Origin of the sequence: Synechococcus sp. CBW1108, from assembly GCF_015840335.1 — a bacterium.
Classification (GTDB): domain Bacteria; phylum Cyanobacteriota; class Cyanobacteriia; order PCC-6307; family Cyanobiaceae; genus Cyanobium_A.
In genome coordinates, this window is sequence record NZ_CP060395.1 from 543,318 (window position 1) to 566,738 (window position 23,421).

22 protein-coding genes and 1 pseudogene are annotated in these 23,421 nt (G+C 61.1%); 11 read left to right on the forward strand and 12 right to left on the reverse strand.

Features of this window, described 5'->3' with window-relative positions; genetic code table 11:
- Positions 1-14: 14 nt before the first annotated feature.
- From H8F27_RS02870 to H8F27_RS02885, 4 genes are all read right to left on the reverse strand, one after another.
- Positions 15-1,430, reverse strand: a complete 1,416-nt coding sequence (locus tag H8F27_RS02870; RefSeq protein WP_197151105.1) for an NAD(P)(+) transhydrogenase (Re/Si-specific) subunit beta — start codon at positions 1,428-1,430, stop codon at positions 15-17.
- The gene (locus H8F27_RS02875) at positions 1,430-1,735 is read right to left on the reverse strand and encodes an NAD(P) transhydrogenase subunit alpha (RefSeq protein ID WP_197151106.1); all 306 of its coding nucleotides are present in this window, start codon (positions 1,733-1,735) and stop codon (positions 1,430-1,432) included. Before H8F27_RS02875 ends, H8F27_RS02870 begins: the two co-directional genes overlap by 1 nt.
- The gene (locus H8F27_RS02880; RefSeq protein ID WP_197151107.1) at positions 1,732-2,868 is read right to left on the reverse strand and encodes an NAD(P) transhydrogenase subunit alpha; all 1,137 of its coding nucleotides are present in this window, start codon (positions 2,866-2,868) and stop codon (positions 1,732-1,734) included. Before H8F27_RS02880 ends, H8F27_RS02875 begins: the two co-directional genes overlap by 4 nt.
- Before the next feature lie 99 nt (positions 2,869-2,967).
- A complete protein-coding gene (locus H8F27_RS02885) occupies positions 2,968-3,156 on the reverse strand; it encodes a hypothetical protein (protein WP_197151108.1) in 189 nt (62 codons plus the stop codon).
- Between the two features lie 130 nt (positions 3,157-3,286).
- Between H8F27_RS02885 and H8F27_RS02890 the strand changes: the two genes are divergently transcribed.
- The 3 genes from H8F27_RS02890 to trxB all read left to right on the forward strand — a co-directional run bounded on the left by H8F27_RS02890 (position 3,287) and on the right by trxB (position 6,548).
- Positions 3,287-4,747, forward strand: coding sequence for a DEAD/DEAH box helicase (locus H8F27_RS02890; RefSeq protein ID WP_197151109.1), 1,461 nt, complete (start codon positions 3,287-3,289; stop codon positions 4,745-4,747).
- Positions 4,748-4,857: 110 nt separating this feature from the next.
- Positions 4,858-5,094: a hypothetical protein gene (locus H8F27_RS02895; protein WP_197151110.1), complete on the forward strand. Its 237-nt coding sequence runs from the start codon at positions 4,858-4,860 to the stop codon at positions 5,092-5,094.
- Between the two features lie 50 nt (positions 5,095-5,144).
- Positions 5,145-6,548 (forward strand): thioredoxin-disulfide reductase, encoded by a 1,404-nt coding sequence (gene trxB / locus H8F27_RS02900; RefSeq protein ID WP_231596482.1) that lies wholly within the window; start codon positions 5,145-5,147, stop codon positions 6,546-6,548.
- Here trxB and infA read toward each other — a convergent pair.
- The gene (gene infA, locus H8F27_RS02905; RefSeq protein WP_094560946.1) at positions 6,545-6,811 is read right to left on the reverse strand and encodes a translation initiation factor IF-1; all 267 of its coding nucleotides are present in this window, start codon (positions 6,809-6,811) and stop codon (positions 6,545-6,547) included. The genes trxB and infA overlap by 4 nt on opposite strands.
- A 197-nt stretch (positions 6,812-7,008) precedes the next feature.
- Here infA and H8F27_RS02910 point away from each other — a divergent pair, with 197 nt between their 5' ends.
- Positions 7,009-7,644, forward strand: coding sequence for a pseudouridine synthase (locus tag H8F27_RS02910; protein WP_197153325.1), 636 nt, complete (start codon positions 7,009-7,011; stop codon positions 7,642-7,644).
- A 6-nt stretch (positions 7,645-7,650) separates the two neighbouring features.
- On the opposite strand, the gene H8F27_RS02915 is transcribed toward H8F27_RS02910, so the two are convergent.
- The 4 genes from H8F27_RS02915 to H8F27_RS02930 form a co-directional block, all read right to left on the reverse strand.
- Positions 7,651-7,866, reverse strand: coding sequence for a hypothetical protein (locus H8F27_RS02915; RefSeq protein WP_197151111.1), 216 nt, complete (start codon positions 7,864-7,866; stop codon positions 7,651-7,653).
- Positions 7,867-7,958: 92 nt separating this feature from the next.
- The gene (locus H8F27_RS02920) at positions 7,959-8,921 is read right to left on the reverse strand and encodes an NAD(P)H-binding protein (RefSeq protein WP_197151113.1); all 963 of its coding nucleotides are present in this window, start codon (positions 8,919-8,921) and stop codon (positions 7,959-7,961) included.
- 65 nt (positions 8,922-8,986) lie between these two features.
- Positions 8,987-9,088, reverse strand: coding sequence for a cytochrome b6-f complex subunit PetM (petM, locus tag H8F27_RS02925; RefSeq protein WP_197151115.1), 102 nt, complete (start codon positions 9,086-9,088; stop codon positions 8,987-8,989).
- A gap of 22 nt (positions 9,089-9,110) precedes the next feature.
- Positions 9,111-10,265, reverse strand: coding sequence for a N2,N2-dimethylguanosine tRNA methyltransferase (locus H8F27_RS02930; RefSeq protein ID WP_231596484.1), 1,155 nt, complete (start codon positions 10,263-10,265; stop codon positions 9,111-9,113).
- On the opposite strand from H8F27_RS02930, the gene H8F27_RS02935 reads away from it, so the two are divergent.
- Both H8F27_RS02935 and ilvN read left to right on the forward strand, forming a co-directional pair.
- On the forward strand, positions 10,265-11,239 hold the full coding sequence (locus tag H8F27_RS02935; RefSeq protein WP_197151117.1) for an alpha/beta fold hydrolase: 975 nt from the start codon (positions 10,265-10,267) through the stop codon (positions 11,237-11,239). The genes H8F27_RS02930 and H8F27_RS02935 overlap by 1 nt on opposite strands.
- Before the next feature lie 38 nt (positions 11,240-11,277).
- Positions 11,278-11,808, forward strand: a complete 531-nt coding sequence (ilvN, locus tag H8F27_RS02940) for an acetolactate synthase small subunit (protein ID WP_197151124.1) — start codon at positions 11,278-11,280, stop codon at positions 11,806-11,808.
- On the opposite strand, the gene H8F27_RS02945 is transcribed toward ilvN, so the two are convergent.
- Entirely contained in the window at positions 11,805-12,518 is a 714-nt protein-coding gene (locus tag H8F27_RS02945; RefSeq protein ID WP_197151126.1) for a peptidylprolyl isomerase, read from the reverse strand. The genes ilvN and H8F27_RS02945 overlap by 4 nt on opposite strands.
- Positions 12,518-13,066, reverse strand: a complete 549-nt coding sequence (locus H8F27_RS02950) for a photosystem I assembly protein Ycf4 (RefSeq protein ID WP_197151128.1) — start codon at positions 13,064-13,066, stop codon at positions 12,518-12,520. The genes H8F27_RS02945 and H8F27_RS02950 overlap by 1 nt, the downstream gene beginning before the upstream one ends.
- A gap of 159 nt (positions 13,067-13,225) precedes the next feature.
- On the opposite strand from H8F27_RS02950, the gene psbD reads away from it, so the two are divergent.
- The 3 genes from psbD (at position 13,226) to H8F27_RS02965 (ending at position 17,375) form a co-directional block, all read left to right on the forward strand.
- Positions 13,226-14,281: a photosystem II D2 protein (photosystem q(a) protein) gene (psbD, locus tag H8F27_RS02955; RefSeq protein ID WP_197151129.1), complete on the forward strand. Its 1,056-nt coding sequence runs from the start codon at positions 13,226-13,228 to the stop codon at positions 14,279-14,281.
- On the forward strand, positions 14,229-15,650 hold the full coding sequence (psbC, locus tag H8F27_RS02960; RefSeq protein ID WP_370594460.1) for a photosystem II reaction center protein CP43: 1,422 nt from the start codon (positions 14,229-14,231) through the stop codon (positions 15,648-15,650). Before psbD ends, psbC begins: the two co-directional genes overlap by 53 nt.
- Before the next feature lie 690 nt (positions 15,651-16,340).
- Positions 16,341-17,375: an IS5 family transposase gene (locus H8F27_RS02965; RefSeq protein WP_197148811.1), complete on the forward strand. Its 1,035-nt coding sequence runs from the start codon at positions 16,341-16,343 to the stop codon at positions 17,373-17,375.
- A gap of 1,003 nt (positions 17,376-18,378) precedes the next feature.
- Here the strand turns inward: H8F27_RS02965 and H8F27_RS02970 are convergent.
- Positions 18,379-19,812: pseudogene (locus H8F27_RS02970) on the reverse strand (IS5 family transposase); the annotation flags it as partial.
- Between the two features lie 117 nt (positions 19,813-19,929).
- On the opposite strand from H8F27_RS02970, the gene H8F27_RS02975 reads away from it, so the two are divergent.
- Entirely contained in the window at positions 19,930-22,455 is a 2,526-nt protein-coding gene (locus H8F27_RS02975; RefSeq protein ID WP_197151134.1) for an autotransporter domain-containing protein, read from the forward strand.
- Positions 22,456-22,654: 199 nt separating this feature from the next.
- The gene (locus H8F27_RS02980; protein ID WP_197151136.1) at positions 22,655-23,389 is read left to right on the forward strand and encodes an AAA family ATPase; all 735 of its coding nucleotides are present in this window, start codon (positions 22,655-22,657) and stop codon (positions 23,387-23,389) included.
- Positions 23,390-23,421 lie beyond the last annotated feature (32 nt).

Genomic DNA, 23,421 nt, shown 5'->3' on the forward strand with positions numbered 1-23,421 from the left:
CTGCTAAATTGCATCTACTTCTTGCCGATCCCCATGCTGCGCAGCTCCGTGAGCAGACCGTTGAGCACGGCCTTGGCATCACCAAAGACCATCGCCGTCTGAGGTAGTTCAAACAGGGCGTTCTTGATGCCGGCATAACCGGCTCCAAGGCTGCGCTTCACCACAAATACTTGGCGGGCCTGGTCAACCTCAAGCACGGGCATGCCATATAGGGGACTGGAGGAATCGCTCTTAGCGTCGGGGTTCACAACGTCATTGGCACCCAGCACGATCACCACGTCTGTGCGGGGAAATTCGGGGTTGATCGTATCCATCTCCAGCAACTGCTCGTAGGGCACATCGGCCTCTGCCAGCAACACATTCATGTGGCCAGGCATGCGACCTGCCACCGGGTGGATGGCATAGGAAACCTCCACCCCATGGAGCTCGAGCAACTTGGAGAGTTCGCGCAGGGCGTGCTGGGCCTGGGCCACGGCCAGGCCGTAGCCGGGCACAAACACGACCCTTTCGGCCGCTTCCAGGGCCAGGGCGCATTCCTCGGCGCTGCAACTGGTGATCCGGGTGTAGCCGGCCTCATCGCCGCCCCCACCAACGGGAGCTACCCCGCCTAGGGCTCCGCCAAACAACACGCTCACCAGGGAGCGGTTCATGCCTGTGCACATCACCTGGGTGAGGATCAGGCCAGCGGCCCCAACCATTGCCCCCGCGACGATCAACAACTGGCTGCCCACCACAAAACCGGCGGCGGCTGCAGCCACACCCGAGTAGCTGTTGAGCAGGGAAATCACCACCGGCATGTCTGCACCACCGATCGGCAGGGTGACACCGATGCCCAGCAGGGAGGAGGCCAGCAACAGAACCCAGAGAGGGGCGCCAGCCATGGCTCCGGGCAAGGTGATTGCACCTGCAAGGCAGGCAACTGCCAGGGAGATGTTGACGGCATGGCGCAGGGAGTTCTGGGTCCACGCCGGGGTACTGATCCAACCCTGCAGCTTGCCCATGGCCACGATTGAGCCACTGAAGGTGATCGCCCCCACAAAGACCGAGATCACAATCGAGATCTGCTCCACCAGGCCAGGGGCACCATTGGGGCTGTAGAGGGCCACGCCCAGGGCCACCAGCAGGGATGCCATGCCGCCGCAGCCGTTAAACAGGGCGACTGTTTCGGGCATGGCCGTCATCGGCACCCGTTGGGCCGTCAGCAGGCCGAGCAGGCCGCCGAGGCCCGTGCCGATCGCTATCCAGAGCCAGGCCTGGGCGCTGAGGGGCTGCTGGATCAGCAGGCCCAGCACCGCCAGGCCCATGGCCAGGGCCGCCAGGCCATTGGCCGAGCGTGCCGTGCTGACCTTCGAGAGTCCTTTGATGCCCAGTGCCAGCAGCAACACCGCCACCAGATCAATCAAAGCTGGTAAGAGATTGGGTAAGGCCATCAGTTCGGCCCCCCGCTGCGGGAAGATTTACGCGAAAACATCGCCAGCATCCGGTCGGTGACCAGGAAGCCACCGACCACGTTGAACAGGGCGAACCCCAGCGACAGGGATCCAAGCAACAACAGGGGCACCTGGCCGTTGGCCTGGGCGATCAGGGTGAGTGAAGCCAGCACGGTGATGCCGCTGATGGCGTTGGCACCGCTCATCAGCGGCGTGTGCAAGGTGGGCGGCACCTTACCGATCAGTTCAAGGCCGAGCAGGCTGCCCAGCAGCAGCACCCACAGGGCCTGGGTCAAGGCGCTCATCGGTTAACTCCGGAAACGAGATCGGGGAAACGGCAGTGGCCATCGTGGGTGAGCAGGCAGCCCGCCACAATCGGATCCTCCTGGTCGAGCTGGAAGCCGGCTCCATCGAGCACATGCTCCACCAGGGCGGCCAGGTTGCGGGCGTAGAGGGCGCTGGCGTGGTTGGCAACCGAGCTGGGCAGGCCATCGCCACCGATCAGCTGCACCCCGTTGCGCTCGACGGTCTGGCCGCAGACCGTGCCGGCACAGTTACCACCCTGGGCCACGGCCAGGTCAACCACCACAGAACCGGGCCGCATGCCCGCCAGCATCTCCTCAGAGATCAGCAGCGGCGCCCGCCGGCCGGGCACTAGGGCCGTGCAGATAACCATGTCTGCCAGGGCCAGCTGGTCGGCCAGCTGCTGGCGCTGGGCGGCGAGAAAGGCCTCGCTGGCGGCTTTGGCATAGCCGCCGGATTCGGCTGGTGCCTCCTCCTGCTCGGGTGGGGAGAGAAACCTGCCACCCAGGGATTCCACCTGTTCCTTGGCTGCAGGCCGCACATCACTGACGTAGACCACCGCTCCAAGACGGCGGGCCGTGGCAAGGGCCTGCAGGCCAGCCACCCCCGCACCCAGGATCAGGGCGCGGGCGGGCTGGATCGTGCCGGCAGCTGTCATCAGCATGGGCACGTAGCGATCCATGGCGGCAGCAGCCAACAGCACCGCCTTGTAACCGGCGATGTTCGCCTGGGACGAGAGCACATCCATGCTCTGGGCCCGGCTGATGCGGGGCAGCAGCTCGAGCGCCAGGGCTGACACCCGGCGGGCCAGGAGCTGCTCCACCAAATCGACCGCTCCGTAGGGGGAGAGCAAACCGGCCACCAGGGTCCCTGGCTTGAGCTGGTCCAGCAGCTCAGCGGCCGGTGGATTGACGCAGAGCACCGCATCTATCTCCTCGCCCAAGTTGGCTTCCGGCTCCACCAGCCGGGCCCCGGCCTCGGAGAAATCGCCATCGCTATAGCCGGCAGCCAGGCCGGCACCCTGTTGCAACCGTACTTCCAGGCCGCGGGCCCGCAGCCTGCGCACGGTTTCCGGGGTCGCCGCCACCCGACACTCACCAGGACTGCGTTCCCGCAGAATCAATACATCAGCCAAGGGGATCGCCTGTAGCCACCTACCTATTAGGGGGGAATGGCCCGCCCGGGGGCAATACGGCACCTACAAATGTGCGCAGTTGCCCATGGGGCGCTGGCATCAAAACAGGGGTAACAACTCCTCTTCCACGCAGCTGGCCTGGGGCAGGGCGCCCTGGCGCCGCAGCTGGCGGGCCCGCAGAATCATGGGGTCGATGTCGCACTCCAGCGCCCAGCAGAGGCTCAGATGCTGCCGGTGCAGGGCATCTGACCAGGCCCAGCAACCCGGGTCATGGAAGGGGATGGCCATGGGGGATGGGTGGCGCCGGCCCGGAGGAATGATCAAAAGTTAGACACGACACGCCCCAAACCTATTAGGCCAGATCACTCATTTGCAGCTGGGCTGGTCTGGCCCCACCCGCCTTCGACACAATGGCGCCATGGGGTTCCCTTCCTTTGATCTGGGCCTGACAACAGGTGGTGCGGCCCCAACCCTGCGACCCAGGCAATGGCAGAGCCGGCTGATCCAGCTGCTGAGAGCCCGACTGCTCAATCCCGAACCAGGGGGCCATGACGTGCTGATCCACGCCGGGCCGGGAGCCGGCAAAACCCTGGGAGCCCTGCTCAGCTTCCAGGCCATGCAGCGGGAGGGCCGGATTGGCCACTTCGTGGTGTTCTGCCATCGCAGTTCAATCGCCCGCCAATGGCTGGCGGCGGCGGCACGACTCAATCTGCAGCTGGTGGAGTGGGATCCGGAGCAGGGGCTGGCAGCAGTCCATCCCAGCCGCGGCTGGGATGGACTGCTGCTGAGCTACCAGAGCGCAGGTCGGCACCGCCGCCCGCTCAGCGCGGCCCTGGGAGCAGGGAGCCTGGGGCCCTGGCTGGCGATCGCCGACGAGGTCCATCACCTCGGGCTCGATCCCGACGAACCGGAGGCCGCCGCCTGGGGCTTTGCCTTCGGCCAGCTCACCAGCGCAGCCCGACTGAGGCTCGGGCTCACGGGAACCCCCTTCCGAGCTGACAACCTGGCCTTCTGCGCTGCCCGCCGGGTGCGGTTACGCGAAGGCGAGGAGGAGATCGAGCGCATCGTCCCAGACCTGAGCATTGCCCCCCGCCAACTGATCCTGGCCGGCGACGTGCGCCCCCTGGAATTTCGTTTTCAGGACGGCTGGGTGGACCACGGCAGGCCCCAGGCCGGCGCCCCTACGGAGACCTCACCTCTCTCGGGCGAGGGGCGCGAGAGCTGGCGGGCTCGCAACCTACGCCGCGCCATTCGCCTGGGGGACTCGAGCTGCATCGCCCTGCGGCTCCTGCTCAATGCCCGCAAACGGCTCGAGCTGGTGCGCAGCAGCCACCCGGAGGCCGGCGGGCTGGTAATTGCCCGCGACATTGCCCATGCCAGGCGCATCACTGGCCTGCTCGAGGAGCAGGGCGATCAGGTCCACCTGGTGCACTCCCAGGACCCGGCAGCCGCCACCCGACTGGCCGGCTTCCAGGCCGGGGAGGCCGATTGGCTGGTGAGCATAGATATGTGCGCCGAGGGCTTTGATGCCCCAAGGCTGCGGGTAGTGGCCTACCTCACCACCGTTGTCACCCGCAGTCGCTTCGTGCAGGCGATCACCCGGGCCGTGCGCATCGACGGTGGCCGCAGCAGCCTGGAAGCCATACCTCGTGATCCCTCCTATGTGTTCGCCCCTGCCGACCCCCTGCTGATCCGCTATGCCCGCAGCTGGTCCATAAGCGAGCCCTACCTGATTCGCCCCAGGCTGGCCACTCCCGGCTCAGAGAATGCTGGTGGCAACGGCGGCCAGCAGCCCCTCGAAACCGTTGGCGAAAGGGTTGGGCAGGTGATTCAGCTGGGGGGGCCTGAACTGCCTGATTTTCTCGGTCAAAGGGCTTGAACCCCAATGTGGGCCTGAGGGCTCTGGGGCGAGAATGCGACGTTGTGTCAACCACTACCTCCGTAAAGGCACCGTGCCGGCAACTTGGTGCGAACCAACGCAGTAGGGGAATGGACGCCGCAGTCAATCGCCGTCTCACCGTTGCTGTCAGCTGGGCCCTAGCCCGCAGGGCAACCCTGGATTGCCAGGAGCATTTCGAAGAAAGCTTTGCCGTCACCGAGGAATTCAGGGAATGGCTGGTGTGCTTGGAGGAGCATCCCGAACACCTAGCCGCCAATGTGCTGATGGTGCCCAGGAATCGCGCTGAGCTGAGCCAGCCCGAAATGGATGGGCTCCTGGAAATCTGAGCAGAGCCGACCATCCCCTAGGCTTAAGTCATACTCAGTCCGCTTAAGTCATGACATCCCCCGGGATGGCTGCAGGCCCTTCTTCCAATTCGGCCGGAGCCCTTGAGAACCTGGTGATTGTGGGGTCCGGCCCTGCCGGCTACACCGCGGCCATCTACGCCGCCCGGGCCAACCTGAGCCCCCTGCTGATCACCGGCTTCCAGGACGGCGGCATTCCCGGCGGCCAGCTGATGACCACCACCCACGTTGAAAACTATCCGGGCTTTCCCGACGGCATCCTCGGCCCTGAGCTGATGGACAAGATGAAAGCCCAGGCCGTGCGCTGGGGCACCCGCCTGGTGGAGGCGGATGCCACTGCCATCGACCTCTCCCAGCGGCCCTACTTGATCACCGCCGAAGGCCAAACCATCCAGGCCCAGGCCCTGATCCTGGCGACCGGCGCCAGTGCCAACCGACTTGGGCTTCCCAGCGAAGAGCTGTTCTGGAGCAAGGGCATCAGTGCCTGCGCCATCTGCGATGGCGCCACCCCCCAGTTCCGCCAGGCCGAATTGGCCGTGGTGGGTGGCGGTGATTCCGCCTGCGAAGAGGCGGTGTATCTCACTAAATACGGCAGCCAGGTGCACCTGATCGTGCGGGGCGAAAAGCTACGTGCCAGCGGCGCCATGGCCGACCGGGTGCTTACCAACCCCGCCATCACGGTGCACTGGAACCGCCAGGTGGCCGACGCCAGCGGCGGCGACTGGCTGGAAGCCATCACCCTCCGCGATGTCAACAGCGGCGCCAGCGAGGAACTGGCCATCAAGGGCCTCTTCTATGCCATCGGCCACACCCCCAACACCCGCCTGCTCACAGGCCAGCTGGAGGTAGATGGGCACGGCTACCTGGTGACCAGGCCCGGCCGCCCTGAAACCAGCATGGAGGGAGTGTTTGCGGCCGGCGATGTGGCCGATGCCGAATGGCGCCAGGGCATCACCGCGGCCGGCAGCGGCTGTCAGGCGGCCCTGGCCGCCGAACGCTGGCTCAGCCATCACGATCTGGCGGTGACCGTCAGCCACGAGCCCGTCAATCCCGCCGAAGTGGGGGAACCGCGGCGCACGGCCGAAAGCGACGAAACCAACTACGACCCCGCTGCCCTCTGGCAGAAGGGCGGCTATGCCCTGCGCAAGCTCTACCACGACAGCAATAAGCCCCTGCTGGTGGTCTACACCTCACCCACCTGCGGGCCCTGTCACGTGCTCAAGCCCCAGCTCAAGCGGGTGCTCGGCGAACTCGGCGGTGCCGCCCAGGGAGTGGAAATAGACATCGAAGCCGATCAGGAGATCGCCGCCCAGGCCGGGGTAACGGGCACACCCACGGTGCAGCTCTTTTTCCAGAAGGAGCTCAGGCAAACCTTCCGCGGCGTGAAGCAGCGCAGCGAATTCAAGAGCGCCATCGAAGGCCTGCTGGGGCCCTAGCGACGCCGGGGGCCGCCTGGACGGTTGCCGCCCGGACGCGGACCGGCGGCCGCGTTGCGCTCCCGATAGGTGATCCGGCCACGGGTGAGGTCGTAGGGGCTGATCTCGACAAGCACTTTGTCGCCCGCCAGCAGCTTGATCCGGAACTTGGTGAGCTTGCCCGCCGCGCGGCAGAGGCACTGGTGACCAGCCGGCTGCTCCAGGGTTACCAGGTAAAACCCGTTGCCCTGCTCCTTTTCAATCACACCGGAGGTCTCAATCATGCGGGGGCGCTGGCTTGGGAATGAATCGCTGCCATCAGCTTAATTGCAGCCGCTCCGGGCGATAGGGTCTGAACTCCTCTGCCTCGCCGGCTCTGTCATGGTTCTGCCGCCGCTTTCGATGGACCTGGGGCTGCTGCTGATCTCCATTGGCCTGGTGAATCTCTGGAAGGCCCGTCAGACCAGCTGAGCTCAGGACCCTGACCACCCTTCTCTTCCACAAGCCCTATGGGGTGTTGAGCCAGTTCAGCCCAGAACCGGCCAGCCGCTGGCGCTCCCTGGCGGAATTCATCGAGATCCCAGCGGTTTATGCGGCCGGGCGGCTCGATGCAGACAGCGAAGGGCTGTTGCTGCTTACCAGCGAAGGACGGCTGCAACAGCGCCTCACCGATCCAACCTTCGGCCACTGGCGCCGCTACTGGGCCCAGGTGGAGGGCAATGCCGCCCAGCTGCAGGCAGGCCTGGGCCAGCTATGCCAGGGCGTCTTGATCCAGGGTCAGCGCACCCGGCCAGCCCGCTGCCGGGCCTTGCCCGCCGCAGAGCTGGCGGCAACGGCGCTGCCCGCAAGGGAGCCGCCGATTCGCCACCGGATCAACGTGCCCACCAGCTGGCTCGAGCTGGAGCTGCGCGAGGGCCGCAACCGTCAGGTGAGGCGGATGACCGCCTCGGTTGGCCTGCCCACCCTGCGCCTGATCCGAGTCGCCATTGACCTGCTCGATGGCAAGCCGCCGCTGGATTTGACCGGCCTGGCCCCGGGCGAATGGCGCCTTGCCAGCAGCACCGAATCGGAACGGCTGGACCAGATTTTGAGGCATGCTCCCGGCCCCGGGGCTTAGGGGGACTCAGCCCACCACATCTTTGAGCTCTCTTACGGTTTGCAGCTGGCCGTAGTAGTAGTTCGCCCGGGCACGGCGGTCGCCGTCGTCAAGACCATCAAAGGCATCAAAACCGAGTGACTGCCAGAGTTCATGGCCGCAGGCCCGGTTGAGCTCTTCGATGGCCTCGGCCTCGAGGTTGGCCAATCGACGCTGGAGGTTCTTGATCTGGGCAACCGACATCTTGGTTACTGGGTAAAGCGCAGGGCAGGGCAGGGAAAGGGGCAGGCAAAGACAGAACAAACCAGCCCCTACTGAATAGTACGCCTGAACTGTTAAAAGGGCAGCTTTTTCTTGGCTTCCTTGTCGAGGTCTTTTTCCATCTCGCGCAGGCGCTTGAGGATGGTGTCGTAGTACTCCTTGAGATAGGCCTCCAGCCCAGTGGTTTCGGCAGGGTCGAGGCCGAAGGCCGCGTAGCTGGCCTCCATCGGCGCATCGAGGGCCTGGCCGCCCCCGGTAACCGCCTCAAAGGCCAACCGCTCTGCCACGTTGAGGCTCGCCTCAAAGAAGCCTGTCACCGAACGCATCAGCCCCAACAGGGTCGGCGGCACCCGAAACACCCTGGCCTCCTTACCCGTAAATCGCTCGCAGAGCTGGGTGATCTCACTGGTGGTCCAGGCGCGCGGACCCACCACCGGGAAGGCCTGGCGCACCGTTTCGGCATGGTCGATGGCCGCCACGGCAAAACGGGCCATGTCCTGGGTATTCATGTATGCAATCGGGGTGGGCGCACCGCTTACCCATACCGTTTGGCTCTCGAGCACGGGAATCGCAAACTGACTGATCACCCCCTGCATGAAGGCCACCCCCCGCAGGATCGTGTAGTCCAGATCCGAGGCCATCAGCCAGTCTTCACTGCAGGCCTTGATATTCATCAGCGGCACTTCGGGGTGCTGGTGCGCATCCAGCAGGGACACAAACACCAGTCGCTTCAGCTCGGCGGCCTTGCAGGCGGAGAAGAGATTTTGTTTGCCGCCCCAGTCGATGTCATAGGAACTGGCTGAATCGGTGGCCCGGGCCGTGGCCGCATCGATCACAGCTTCCTGCCCTTCAAGGGCATAGACCAGGCTCTCGGGTTCGAGCAGATCACCGCGGGTGAGCTCGCAACCCCACTCCTGCAAAAAGGATGCCTTGCGTGGGGATCGCACCATGCAGCGCACCTGGTGGCCAGCATCGAGGGCGCGGCGAGCAACCTGACGCCCCAGGGTGCCCGTTCCGCCAACCACCAGAACCCGCATTGCCAAAGATCAAGCGGGCCTGAGCCTAGGGGTACGCAGAGCCCAAACGTCAGGGCCAGGGACGCTCAGTCGTTGTCAGCCAGTTTCAAAAGCAGGGCACCACCCGCCAAGCCAATCGGGATCAACACCCAGAAGAGGGCGGCGGTACCGAAGATTTCAGAGGCCATGGGCCGACGGGCAAACATTTCCCTATCTAGCAGCGCCCGGAGCAATTCCAACTAATTGGCCACCAGTCTGCAAAATCTCCCCCCAGGGAGCATCGCTGCGCAACTGGCCCGGCATCACTCCGCTGGCCCCAGCCAGCCAACCCTTGGTCCGCAGGGCGCCAACCAGGTCGGCCAGCGGCGGCGGGCCGCTGCCGAGGCGGCGGCCCAGCTCCGCTGTGGGCCAGCAGCGGGCAGGCAGGCCTGGATCGGCAGCCAACTGGGCGAGCAAACGGGCACTGCCTGGCCCAAGAATCGAGTTGTCGGCGGCGGCCATCGCGGCCAGGAAGGCTGGATCCTGCAGTGGCCCGATCCAGAGCGGTCCGCTGATGGCCAGCGGCGGCACCTGGTTTGCAGGGCAGAGGCACCCCTGCCACTGGCGCAGCCGAATCAGCTCCTGCACCTGCTGGTCGCCGCAACCATGGCAATGGGCCACCATCCCCAACTGGGCCTCCTGAGCGCGGCTGGCCCGGCGCCGCAGCCTCACCGCCGTGCGGAAGGTGCGGCCCTCACTGAAGCTGAACAGGGGCTCGAGGCCGCGCCCCAGTGCCCAGGCCGCCCGCGCCACACTGCCGAGCTGGAGGCGCAGGGCCAGCTCCCAACTGGCGGGATGGGCCCGGGCGGCCGCCCCCAGCTTGCGAATCGCCGCGGGGCGGTCATGGCCGGTAGGGGAGCGGCCATCGGTGCTGGCGAGATAGAGGGCGCCATCGCAGGCCACCGCCTCCAACGCCAGGGCCAGCAGGGGGGTGGGGCAGCCAAAGGCGTCCAGATCCACCAACTCAAAGCGCTCCTGCCGCTGCAGACAATCCGCCAGCAGGTGCTGGGCCGTGAGAGCCGTGCAGCGCAGTCCGGCCTGGCCAGCCAGGTTCGCCTCGAGCAGGGGTAACCGGTCTGGATCGGCGTCGTTGACCCACACCGCCGCTGCCCCCGCCTCCCGGCCATAGCGCAAGCCCCTGATGCCGCAGCCGGCCATCGCATCGAGCACCCGCAGCGGCCCCCGCTCAGCCAACCGGCGCGCCAGCAGCACCCCCAGATCACGGGAGGGGCGAGATTCCGGTCGAAAAAAGCCCCCGCCAGGCTGCAGCCGGGCCAACCCTTCGCAATAGTGAGCGTCGGCTTGCTTGCCCAGGGGATCGACCAATGACTCGGAGCAACCAGCCTGACCCCTCGGCCAGCGGCCACGGAAATAGCGGTGCCGACTGGGGGGTTCACGCCGAGTGGCGCTGGGCTGGGCAAACCTGCCACTGGCGGGTGCTGGGGGATAGGGCCTCGCCGGCCCTGGTGCTGGTGCACGGTTTCGCCGCCGGCAGCGGCCACTGGCGTCGCAACGCCGCGGTGTTGGCCGCCGCGGGCTGGCGGGTGTATGGGCTCGACCTGATTGGCTTTGGAGCCTCCAGCCAACCAGCCCTTTGGCTTGACAACCGCCTCTGGGCCAGACAGCTGCGGGCCTTCATCGAGCAGGTGGTGCAGGTCCCGGTGGTGCTGGTGGGCCATTCGCTCGGAGGGTTGGTAGCCCTCAGCTGTGCCGTGTTCTTCCCCAATCTGGTGCGGGCCGTCGTGGCAGCGCCCCTGCCCGATCCCAGCTTGATGTTGCCGCCGGCCGGCAGCCATCCCCGCCGCAGGCCCTGGCTGCGGCGCCTGCGGCGCTGGCTGGTGAACCTGCTCTGCCGGCTGCTGCCGCTGGAGCTGCTGGTGCCGCTGCTGGCCCATTCACCCCTGCTCGACCTAGGCATCCAATCGGCCTACCGCACCGGAGTGATCGGCGACGGGGAACTGCACCGGGTGATTGCCAAACCCGCCAGGCGACCCGGAGCCGTAAGGGCCCTGCGGGCGATGAGCATCGCCATGGCGCTGAGGCCCCAGGCCGCCACCGCACCGGCCCTGCTGAAGCGGCTCAGCCAGCCGCTGCTATTGATCTGGGGTCTTGAAGACCGCCTGGTGCCCGTGCTGGTGGCCGAGCAGGTGGGGCGGTTGCGACCCGACCTGCCCTTGGAACTTATCGAGGGCAGCGGCCACTGCCCCCATGACGAGCACCCCGACGCCTTCAACTCCTTGCTTCTGCAATGGCTTGCCCAGCTACCAGGGTGCGGCCCCGCCGCCATCCCTGGGCGGTAATTTGGAACCTCTGGCCAGCGCAGCAGGTTACTCAGCCAATGAAACACACCCTCTCGGTGTTGGTGGAAGACGAATCCGGGGCCTTGAGTCGCATCTCCGGTCTATTCGCCCGGCGGGGTTTCAATATCGAGAGCCTGGCGGTGGGGCCTGCCGAACGACCAGGCATCTCCCGTCTCACCATGGTGGTGGAGGGTGACGACCACACCCTCGAGCAGATGACCAAGCAACTCGACAAGCTGGTCAACGTGCTGGGCGTGATCGACCTGAGCAAAATCCCTGCAGTGGAGCGGGAGCTGATGCTGCTGAAAGTTTCGGCGCCGGCCGCAAGCCGCAGCGCCATCCTGGATTTGGTGCAGGTTTTCCGGGCCAATGTGGTCGACGTAGCCGACGATGCCCTGACCCTGGAGGTGGTGGGCGATCCAGGCAAACTGGTGGCCCTGGAGCAGGTGATGGAGAGCTTCGGCATCCTCGAGATCGCGCGCACGGGCAAGGTTGCCCTGGAGCGGGCCTCCGGGGTGAACACGGCCTTCCTGAAGATTTCCGCATCCAACAAGCGGGTGCCTGCCTAGGGTTTGCCCTGCACCAGGGTCCCGCCGGCCACCACGGAGGCCTTGATCAGCTTGTCTCCTTGGCGGATCTGGTCAACCACCTCCATCCCCTTGCTGACGCGGCCGAAAACCGCATAGCGGCCATCGAGTTCAGGCAGGGCCTGGAGGGCCACATAAAACTGGGCACTGGCGGAGTTGGGATCGGCTGAGCGGGCCATCGCCACGGCTCCACGCTGGTGGACCAGATCCAGCTTGCTGGTCACCCCTGGGGCGGTGACCGGCTCTCCGTAGCGGGGAGCGGGTTCATCGCTGCGCTTGATCTCCAGGGGAATCAGGCGGGCTTCGCCACTGGCCGGATCCAGGAAGCTGCCGAGTCCGTATTGGCTGGCCGAAACCTTGGGATCGGCGCTGGCAGGGTCCCCCCCCTGAACCACGAAGGGCACCGGCTCCCTCACCACCCGGTGAAACACGGTGCCGTTGTAGGTGCCCCGGTTGACCAGATCGACGAAATTGCCAGCCGTCAGGGGAGCAGCGGCGCCATCTAGCTGGAGCTGCACCTCCCCCTTACTGGTCTGCAAGGCCACCGTGGCCGTGCCCTTGAGGCAGGGGGTGCTGGAGGTACTGCAGCCCAGATCGGGGCTGCCGCCATCAGCGGCACAGGCTCCGAGGCTGAAGGGCACCAGCAGCAGCAAGCCGCCGAGAAAAAGACGACTCAACCAAATCCTTGCCATCACACTCCCTCCAGGGGCACGCCCAGAAAGCGGGCCAGCTGGGCACCGGAGAGCTCCAGATCGGCCAAGGGCAGCGGTTCACCCACGCGGGTGAGGGGCATGTCACGGCGACCCTGCACCTTCAGGGCCAGGCGGCGGCGTGGGCTGAGGCCGTCACGCACCTCCACCTTCACCGCCTGGATGTCCCGCAGGGGGATTTCCACGCTGATGGCCTGGCGGAAACCGCGGCGACTGATCGTGGCCACACCGGCCGAGCGGTCAAAGCAGTTGCTGCCAGCCCCCACGTCGATGCCGATCACCACCCAGAGGTAGGTGCAAAGGGCCATGGCCGCCAGGCCATAGAGACCCATCACCAATCCCTGGGGCACCCAGATCAATTCGGCCGGGTGGCCGATTGGCAGCAGATCGGTGCCAAGGAAGCTGGAGCCACTGGTGAGCAGGAAGCCGATCCCTCCAACGGTGACCACCAGGGCCACCAGCACGTTGGAGAGGCGCCGCGATCCCAACACCGGCAGCTCAAGTGACTCGGTCACTGGGGTAGGAGCCATGGGGGCATGCAGTCAATCACGGTTATCTTGACGGGTCGCAGCGTGGCCTGGAGCTGCCGTTGCAGCCCATTGCGAAGCGCCTCGCGATCCGCCCCAGCGTTGTTACCATCGCCCGGTAATCCTTCAGTTTCCGCGGGTTTTCCGCACCGTTTCATCACCATGACGATCGCTCTAGGGCGCGCGCCACAGCGGGGATGGTTCGACGTCCTCGATGACTGGCTCAAGCGCGACCGCTTTGTCTTTGTCGGTTGGTCAGGCCTGCTCCTGTTCCCCACCGCCTATCTCGCCCTTGGCGGCTGGCTCACCGGCACCACTTTTGTTACTTCGTGGTACACCCACGGCATCGCCAGCTCCTACCTGGAGGGCTGCAACTTTCTCACCGCCGCCGTCAGCACCCCCGCTGATGCCATGGGCCACAGCCTGCTGCTGCTCTGGGGCCCCGAGGCCCAGGGTGACTTCGTGCGCTGGTGCCAACTCGGTGGCCTCTGGCCCTTTGTGGCCCTGCACGGTGCCTTCTCCCTGATCGGCTTCATGCTGCGTCAGTTCGAGATTGCCCGGCTGGTGGGCATCCGCCCCTACAACGCCATCGCCTTCTCCGGTCCGATTGCGGTGTTCGTCAGTGTCTTCCTGATGTACCCCCTGGGCCAGAGCAGCTGGTTCTTTGCACCCTCCTTTGGGGTAGCGGCCATTTTCCGCTTCCTGCTCTTCCTGCAGGGCTTCCACAACTGGACCCTCAACCCCTTCCACATGATGGGAGTGGCCGGCATCCTCGGCGGTGCCCTGCTGTGCGCCATCCACGGCGCCACGGTGGAGAACACCCTGTTTGAGGACAGCGATCAGTCGAACACCTTCAAGGCGTTCGAGCCCACCCAGGAAGAGGAGACCTACTCAATGGTCACCGCCAACCGCTTCTGGAGCCAGATCTTCGGGATCGCCTTCTCCAACAAGCGCTGGCTGCACTTCTTCATGCTGTTTGTGCCGGTGATGGGTCTTTGGACCAGCAGCATCGGCATCATCGGCCTGGCCCTCAACCTGCGCGCCTACGACTTCGTGTCCCAGGAGATCCGCGCAGCTGAGGACCCTGAATTTGAAACCTTCTACACCAAGAACATCTTGCTGAATGAGGGTCTGCGTGCCTGGATGGCACCGGCTGACCAGCCGCATGAAAACTTCGTCTTCCCTGAAGAGGTTCTGCCCCGTGGAAACGCCCTTTAATTCCAATCTGGTGGTCGGGGGAAAAGACCTCGACTCCACCGGTTATGCCTGGTGGGCTGGTAACGCCCGCCTGATCAACCTCTCCGGCCGCCTGCTCGGTGCTCACGTGGCCCACGCTGGCCTGATGGTCTTCTGGGCTGGGGCCATGATGCTGTTCGAGGTGAGTCACTTCACCTTTGACAAGCCCATGTACGAACAGGGCCTGATCCTGTTCCCCCACGTGGCCACCCTTGGCTACGGCGTCGGCCCCGGCGGTGAGGTGACCGATCTCTATCCGTTTTTTGTGGTCGGTGTGCTGCACCTGATCAGCTCGGCCGTGCTCGGCCTGGGCGGTCTGTATCACGCCCTGCGTGGCCCGGAAATCCTCGAGAACTACTCCTCGTTCTTCTCCCAGGATTGGCGCGACAAAAACCAGATGACCAACATCATTGGTTATCACCTGATCCTGCTCGGCGTCGGCGCCCTGCTGCTGGTCTTCAAGGCCATGTTCTTCGGCGGCGTCTATGACACCTGGGCCCCGGGCGGTGGGGATGTGCGCCTGATTACCAACCCGACCCTCAGCCCCGGGGTGATCTTTGGTTATCTCACCCGCGCCCCCTTTGGTGGCGAGGGCTGGATTATCGGGGTCAATTCGATGGAAGACATCATCGGTGGCCACATCTGGATCGGCCTGATCTGCATCTTCGGTGGCATCTGGCACGCGATCACCAAGCCCTTCGGCTGGGTGCGCCGTGCCTTCATCTGGAATGGTGAGGCCTACCTGAGTTACAGCCTGGGCGCCCTGAGCTTCATGAGCTTCATCGCCTCGGCCTACATCTGGTTCAACAACACCGCCTATCCCTCGGAGTTTTACGGCCCCACCAACGCCGAATCCTCCCAGGCCCAGAGTTTCACCTTCCTGGTGCGCGACCAGCGCCTCGGCGCCAACATCGGTTCGGCCATGGGCCCTACCGGTCTGGGTAAATACCTGATGCGCTCCCCCACCGGCGAGATCATTTTCGGCGGTGAAACCATGCGCTTCTGGGACTTCCGCGGCCCCTGGCTCGAGCCCCTGCGGGGCCCCAACGGCTTGAGCCTCGACAAGCTCCAGAACGACATTCAGCCCTGGCAGGTGCGCCGGGCAGCTGAATACATGACCCACGCCCCCAACGCTTCCCTTAACTCGGTAGGCGGCATCATCACCGAGCCCAACTCGGTGAACTTCGTGAACATCCGCCAATGGCTCGCGTCCACGCAGTTTGTGCTCGCCTTCTTCTTCCTTGTGGGCCACCTCTGGCACGCAGGCCGCGCCCGCGCCGCCGCTGCCGGTTTCGAGAAGGGGATCGACCGTCAGGCCGAGCCCACTCTGGCCATGCCCGACCTCGACTGATCTCAGATCAGCGAACGACCCTCAGCCCTCGCCGCAAGGCGGGGGCTTTTTTATCTGGAATTGGGTAGTTATTTATCAAGCTGTAGCGAAGAAAAAATCCGAAACAGTACTCACCAAAAACAATCAGAAAAGGCGAGAGAGAACACGTGCAAGCCGAGGTGATGGACACAGCGTCTACTCGCTAGTGTCGGATTCCGATCTTCTGCGGAGATTTCATAAAAGCGTGGGCTCCAGTGCATTCCTGCAGGCCGCAACCCCCAAATCCTGCTGACCCTTAGCCCCGAAAAAGGGCCAGTTATTGAAGTGCCTAAGAAATAATGACATGCAGCCTGCCGCAAAATAAAATAGAGAAAGTGGAAGAATCAAGTCTTGAGCAACGCCAAAAGAGTCTCACTGCACTCACTCATGGGCACAACCCTTGTTCCATTGGCGCTCTGCTACCTAGGCAACCCACAAGCCGCATCAGCGAACCCCAATACAATAACCGTCAACAACAAAACCTACACTGTTGGCTACGGGCCTAACAAGCAATCCTGGGATACTGCACAACAGGACCCCAGATACAAAACCTCTCCCTGGTGGAACGACAGGGCACTCGCCAAAGTCTTTAGGGCACCTCGAAAAATACGACCAGCCCTTGCGTTGAGGCGACAATAGCTTATAATTTGGATAGTTAATTGCATACCTGGTATGGGCCAGAGAGGCTTCTGGGACGAGCAGCAGAGGGTTGAAAAGCTCAAAACTAAAAAACCTGTTCTTGAGCGACTTTCCCAGTCGATTCCTTGGGAATCATTTCGCCCACTGCTCGAAAGAGGTTATGCGCAAGAGCGGAAAAGCAATGCTGGTCGGCGGAGAATTGATCCTCTGATCCTCTTCAAAATGCTGGTGCTCCAACAGCTTTTCAATTTGAGCGATGATGACACTGAGTTCCAGGTAAATGATCGCCGTTCTTTTGAAGAGTTTGTTGGCTTAGGCGTAATGAACGATATTCCCGATGCTACTACTATCGCCTTTTTTAGAGAAAGGCTTCGTAAGGCTGGGGTAATCGAAGAGCTGTTTGAAAAGTTTGAGGCCTATCTCCGGTCCCAAGGCCTCGAAGCCCGTGGCGGGCAGATAATTGATGCAACGTTGGTTCCAGTGCCACGGCAGCGGAATAGCAGAGAAGACAACAAGGAGATTAAAGAGAATCGCATGCCTGAAGGATGGGACGAAAACCCAAATCGATTGCAGCAAAAGGACTTAGATGCGCGATGGGTTAAAAAGAACGGCATCAATCACTATGGCTACAAGAACAGTATCTGTATCGACGTTGAACATGGATTTATCAGACGCTATGCCGTGACACCGGCCAATATCCATGACAGTCAGATGCTGCCGATGCTCCTCGATCCTGAGAACACAGATGATTATGTTTGGGCAGATTCTGCCTTTGCAGGCGAGCGCTTTGAAGACCTACTGGATCTTGGCGGTTTTGAAAGTTGCATTCACGAAAAAGGCAGCCGCAATCACCCGCTAAGCGACGCAGCCAAAGAGCGTAACCGTATTAAATCAGCAATTAGAGCTTGTGTGGAACATGTTTTTGGCTGCATGACCATGTCTATGGGTGGCAAGATGACTAGAAAGATTGGGCTTGAGAAAAACAAAGCATGGTGGGGTCTCAAGAATCTGACATTTAACTTCTTGCGATATCTTCTAAGAGCAAATCGTGCATTTGCACTCGCATGAGTAATAATTTTCATGAGGCTGCCTGATTCAATTTAGTCGTTTTGTTGTGCAAATTATTAGATCGTTTGGCGCCGCAAGGCGTTTTTTTTTGCAAGCGGCTGTAGGTGTGAAATTCTTGATTTTTCGAGGTCCCCTTTAGCGAGAGCTGGAATGCACAATACGGAGCCCAAGAGACAGTTAACTTCGCATACGAATTAAAAGGCAATATATATGGTTTTTGCTCCTCTCCAACCTCCTGTCCCGGGGCGTTAGATTTTGGAACGTCTACAACCAATGACAACGTTTTCCCATGGGCATTTGGAGCACCAACGGCTACTCCAATCAATCCAGCGGGAAACATTAATGGCACCAATAACAACGTAAGTAGCAACCTAAATTCAGGCCAATTACTACCTCAGTTCGAAGGAGGTACACTTACAGTCGACCAAGCCAAAAGACCTACACTCAAGACTTTACACTCCCTCAGGATGGCACCATTGACCTTAATAACAATCAGTCAGCTTTTAGCGGCACATTCACGGGGACAGGAAAACTTACAATTACTAACACCGCACCAACAGCCCCCAATGTGTCTCCTTTGATAGAATTGGGTACAGACACTAACTCCATAAGTATCGGGGGGCTGGAGGTAACAGCGAGCAGCCAATCTGTACCGGCGGCTCAAGCCATCTTCCTTGGAAATACAATAGTCAGTGGCAACACCACCATTAACAACTTTGGAGCCGTATATGCGAAAAATACTTACTCAACCAATAACCTAATTATTAACGCGCAAATCCCATGGCAAGCATCCTTTCAATTCGCCCCAGTAGACCCAAGCCAGCGACTAACCGTTACGAACGATTTTAATATTAACTCTGGACTACTATTCGTCAGTGAGTCATCCACGGCAGCGGCCCCTCTCCCATCATCCTTGGAAGTAAAAAGGGACTCCTGAAAAAAGAACCGCAACCTGGATCCGATCGCAGCCAAATAGCAGGGCGTAGGCAGCCCAAACGCACGGTTATCCAGTGGCCAGTGATTGGTTTGTTTCAAGCTGCCAAATGTTCCTGAGCCCCATCCAGAGACTACCTGGCCATTTCCAGGTACATAACCAGGCAAAAATAGTGATAAAAAAGAGGCGGAGGAGCCTCCGGATCTTCTCTGCGCACATCACCACAAAGGCCATGGAGATTGAGTTCTCTGCACCTTTGCTCAGCCGAGCCATAATCAAGTCCAGTGAATACTTCCTCTTCCCTGATCCAAAGCATCCCTCCACTTCATTTCGCCTCCGCTGGTCAGCGCTTAGCTGCTGCTTGTGAGCAGCACTGATCTCTGGATTCTTCGGCGGCCTCCCCAATCGCTTACCAGAGAACCGTATATCGTTCCGAGTGCAGAAGTTTCGGTTCTTGGTATTGATGTAGATTCGATCAGCGCAGATTCGCTCGGGGTAGCAGCCATGCTCTTGCTTGTATTTCATGGCCTGTGGAATTAAGTCTTCGGATTCGTTGTATGGATCCCAGCTGATCCTGTGCAGGAAGGCAAAGCCATTTCGCACAGAAACACTAATTTTGGCGCCAAACTCAACAGCAGCTCTCGTTTTACCACGAACCATGGGCCGAACGTGTCGCTGAACCAAGTTCACGATACGATCGGGCATGCTGCGCGTTTTCGAGTACAGCAGGATGCTTTGCTGGCGGTGCAGCTCGCTGATCACGAGGAGCTTCTGCCACCAATGGGTCTTCAAGCCCGAAAGCATTGCCCCGGAGTGGATCAGGGCATCAATAGCATCAAGATTCCGCTGCAGATAGTCCAGCTGGCGTCGTATCGTGGCTTTGATTTTGCGGCGACGCGGCTTTTTCTGCTTAGCAACCCTGAGGAAATTGGCACGCGCCTTGCCACGGTCATATCGGGGACTGTGTTTCCGTAGGTCTGAATTCTGTTCGCAGAGATCGTCGATGATCCGTTCGGTCGACTCCCTCGCTTCGTTGAGCAACTTCAAATCAGTTGGATAGGTAATGTCGGCTGGTGTGCACGAGGCGTCAATGCTGAGTGTTCCCCAATTCTTGCCTTCTGGCCAATCGGCCGGCTTCACAAAGTCGTCAAGTGAGAGCTGGTTGTCAGCATAGGCACTTGGATCGTTAGTGTCGTCGTCATCTTGTTGTGACGCCACAACCTCCATCAGCATGGCCTTGCCCCGCTCGGCAATGAGTTCATTGATCCGGGTGAGCTCCTCTTCGGAGAAACGCTTGCGGAAATGAACCATCATTGATGGGTCGAATGGTGCCTTGCTGGAATAGCCGGCATAGCCAAGGAAATACTGCATGTAAGCGTTTTCTCGGATCTGCTCAACGGTCTCCTCGTCGGTCAGACCAAGCCGCTGCTTGATGAACAGCGCACCAAATGCCAGCCGTACAGGCTTTGCTGGGGCGCCAGTGGTGGGATTGAACTGAGGTGCATATGATTCCTCCTACTCTTCCCATGGCATCAGGGAGGAGAAGATTACCCAGCGATTGTCCGTGTCCAACGTGCCGCCAAAAGGCAGATGGAAATCCTCGATTGAGAGCTGCCCGTTATGGCGTTTCTGGTACATCTGCAGTGCTCAGCAGTTGTAGCAATCGTCAATTGCCCTGAACGAGCCCAGTTTATCAAATTTAGATCGCTGAAACAAGCTGCGCTGCAGTCGATTTGGCTTTTTCAGGAGTCCCTAAATATCAAGGCCGGAAGAATTGACGGATCTAGAGATTCCACGATTAAACTCCTAGCACCCACAGTCATTGAAATCGACCGAGACTCATTGATCGCAGGTCGACTTGACGGCTCATCAAACTCAATTAGTCATTTTGACGATTTTGGAAAATATTACAAGCCAATCACATTGCGGGGGTCCGGCGAAACAACCTTCACCAACACTTCATCCGTGCTTCTTCGCTCAGCAACAACACAACAACGAGCAGCCACCTCGCCCGACCTACAGATCGAGGGAAGGGCCAAAATCAACTCAAAGGACTTTAAGCTAAAGCGATATACAACTAATCCTTTCGCATTAGATGTGGCAAACGGCAATCTTTCCATCACATCAACCGGCCAGGTTAGTGGCGATGGTGTGATCACGGCAAACGTATGGAATGAAGGCAATGTATCCCCGGGCGACAATGGTATCGGCACGCTCACCGTGGATGGTGATTACATCCAGGGTATATCAAATCCCAGCGCCAGCCTCAATATCGATGTCAACGGATCAGACTCTGACCTGCTGAAGATCACAGGCCCTAACCGTGTTGCACTCCTGGGAGGCAAGCTGAACATCAGCTCCTATCAAGGTGCACCCATCTCTGCCAACAAGATCTATACCGCTATTGACGTTACCGGTGCCGATTCAACTGGAGGTGAAATTGGCCTGACAACCAGTCTTAATGTTATTGGATCATCTGGTTTCACCTTCGCGCGCGAAACAGACAAACTCTTTGGCAAAATCGATCCCAACTACTACGCCACCTGCACCAGCTCGGATCCCAATATTCAAAAGAATTGCACGAAGCTGCAATTCGCCTGGGTAATGAATGATCCCACAACCAGTCAACCACTAAATCCGAATACCACCAAGCTGCCCGGAAAGGAAACCATTGCCAACGTCAAGAACACTGGTGGGGCAATTACAACAGCTTCATCCGGCAATCCCAACTCCAACACCAACACCTGCACCAGCAACGGTGGTTCTGCATCGGCTTGTCAGCAGCAGAACAAGCCTGGCACAGGGGCTTCTGGCAATAACAACAACACAGTGGCTATTGCCAAGGCACTCGATGCAGGCTGGGCTTCTGTCAGTGCAGCTGTCACATCTGGTGTAACGGGTGGCAAGGCAATCGGCACAACCGGCTACACCACCAATCAAACCAGTGCAGCGCTCGTCACGCCTGACTTCGCCAATGTGATCGCTGCGCTGTTTGCTGTTCCCACCCGGCAACAGCTCAACCAAGCCCTCCACTCCATCTCCGCTGAGCCCTACGCCTCCATGCAATCGGTGGCCCTGGAAGCGATGGAGCAGTTTCGTGCCAACACACTCGCCCTCACCTCTGGCACCAAGGCCATTCCCTTCATTGCAGAAGAAGAGGTCTGCACTGTTGATGGCAACGTCGAGCCCCGTGCCGATGGAGCCCAGCAGCTCCAGCCCGATTGCAAGCCGCGCACCGTTCAAAGGCTCACGCCCTGGTCGCTCCTGATCGATGGCACCAACACCCAAGCCACCCTCAAAGGCACCAACGATCTCGCTTCCCTCGACTACAACATCTTCTCCAGCTCCTACGGCCTCCAGTACGACTTCAATCGCAACTGGAGTGCTGGTGCTGCCTTTGGCTACGGGCGTGCCAACCTCTACAACTACGAATACGCCGACGTTCGCATCGAATCCTCCACCTACTCCGGTGCTGCATGGGGCATCTATCGCCCATCCGAGAGCTGGAAGTTCACGGCGCTGGCCGGTTACATGAACCTCCAGTACGAATCAGACCGCAACATCAACTTCGGGGGGATCAACCGCACCGCCAATGCCAACTGGAGCGGCAATGGCTTTACCGCAGCTCTGGCAGCCGAATACGACTGGGTGCTCTCCTCCGACAAAACCAGCCGCTCCGCTGTGCGCATCAAGCCCAACACCTTCTTCTCCTACGCCCTCCACAACCAAGGAGCGTTCTCGGGAACCGGCGCTGACTCCCTCAACCTGGCCCTCAACTCACACACCGCCGATTCCCTCATCTACGGCATCGGCTTCCAGATCGAGACGCCAATCGTCACTGGCAAAACATCACGCCTGATCCCGCGCCTCTCCCTCGGCTACGAGTGCGACTTCAACGGTGATTCCAACGAGGAGCACCAGCTCACCGCTTCCTTCGCCGAAGTGCCGGCTCTTGGCTCCATTGATGTGCTCGGTCAGAACCGTGGTGCCAATGCCCTTGATGTAGGCCTCTCACTCGAGTACGAAACCTCTGAAACCCTTTCCCTCTATGCCGGCGTGGGTGGTGCCTTCTGGAGCAATGGCAACGAGCTCAGCTATGGCGGGGGCTCAAGCTGCGCTGGTGAGAGCTGCAGGGGAATGTTTTGAGCATTCCCCTGCTCAGCAATCAATGATTCAATCTTTCAAACGGCGCAGCTGGTCAACGGCTACCTTGCTGATGCCCAATGCGCGCACAATCTCAGGCACGAGGAAGTGGTGGCTTGCATGGCCCTTGCGATCGATCCTGCAGCCAGAGGACAACGTGTGAGCAGAAGGGAATGATGAGGGTGCAGGCTGAACAAACGCGATGATTCACCGTCTCGCCGTGAGCGGCTATCGCTCTCTGCAGAACGTGGTCGTGCCCTTCGGCCAGCTCACGCTGGTCACCGGCGCCAACGGTAGTGGCAAATCGAACCTCTACCGGGCCCTGCGATTGCTCACAGCCGCAGCTCGAGGAACGATGGTGGGAGCGTTGGCCCAGGAGGGAGGCCTGCCAGCCGTGATGTGGGCTGGACCGGAGCGCCTCAGCCGGGCGATGCGCCAAGGCGAGCAGCCCGTTCAAGGAGGTCCGCGCCAACAGGCGGTGCGGCTGCGGCTGGGGTTTGCGGCCGAGCCCTTCTCCTATGCCGTGGAACTGGGTTACCCACAGGAACGACAGAGCGCCTTTGCCCTTGATCCCCAGCTCAAAGGGGAATGGATCTGGGCGGGCGAGGGATTCCACCCCAGGGCTGTGCTCAGCAGCTCAGGGCCTCAACACCATCCCGATCAATCACTGTTTCAACGCGGCTTTGATCCTGATCAACAACCGGAGGTGATGCTGCTACGTGAGCAGATACTCAGTTGGCGCTTCTACGACAGCTTCCGCACCGATTGTCCCGCGTCAACCCCCTTGGCCGATTGGCGTCAATCAAGTTGGCCGGTGAGGGGAACTGATCGCCCCCCAGTTGTCGCCGGCGACAACTGGGGGGCGATGACGCTGGAGGCGACACGAAAACTGAGCCACACATCAGTCCGAGCCATTGCCAGCACTGACTTCCTCTGATCGGCACCAGGCGACAACCACGTTGGCCGGTT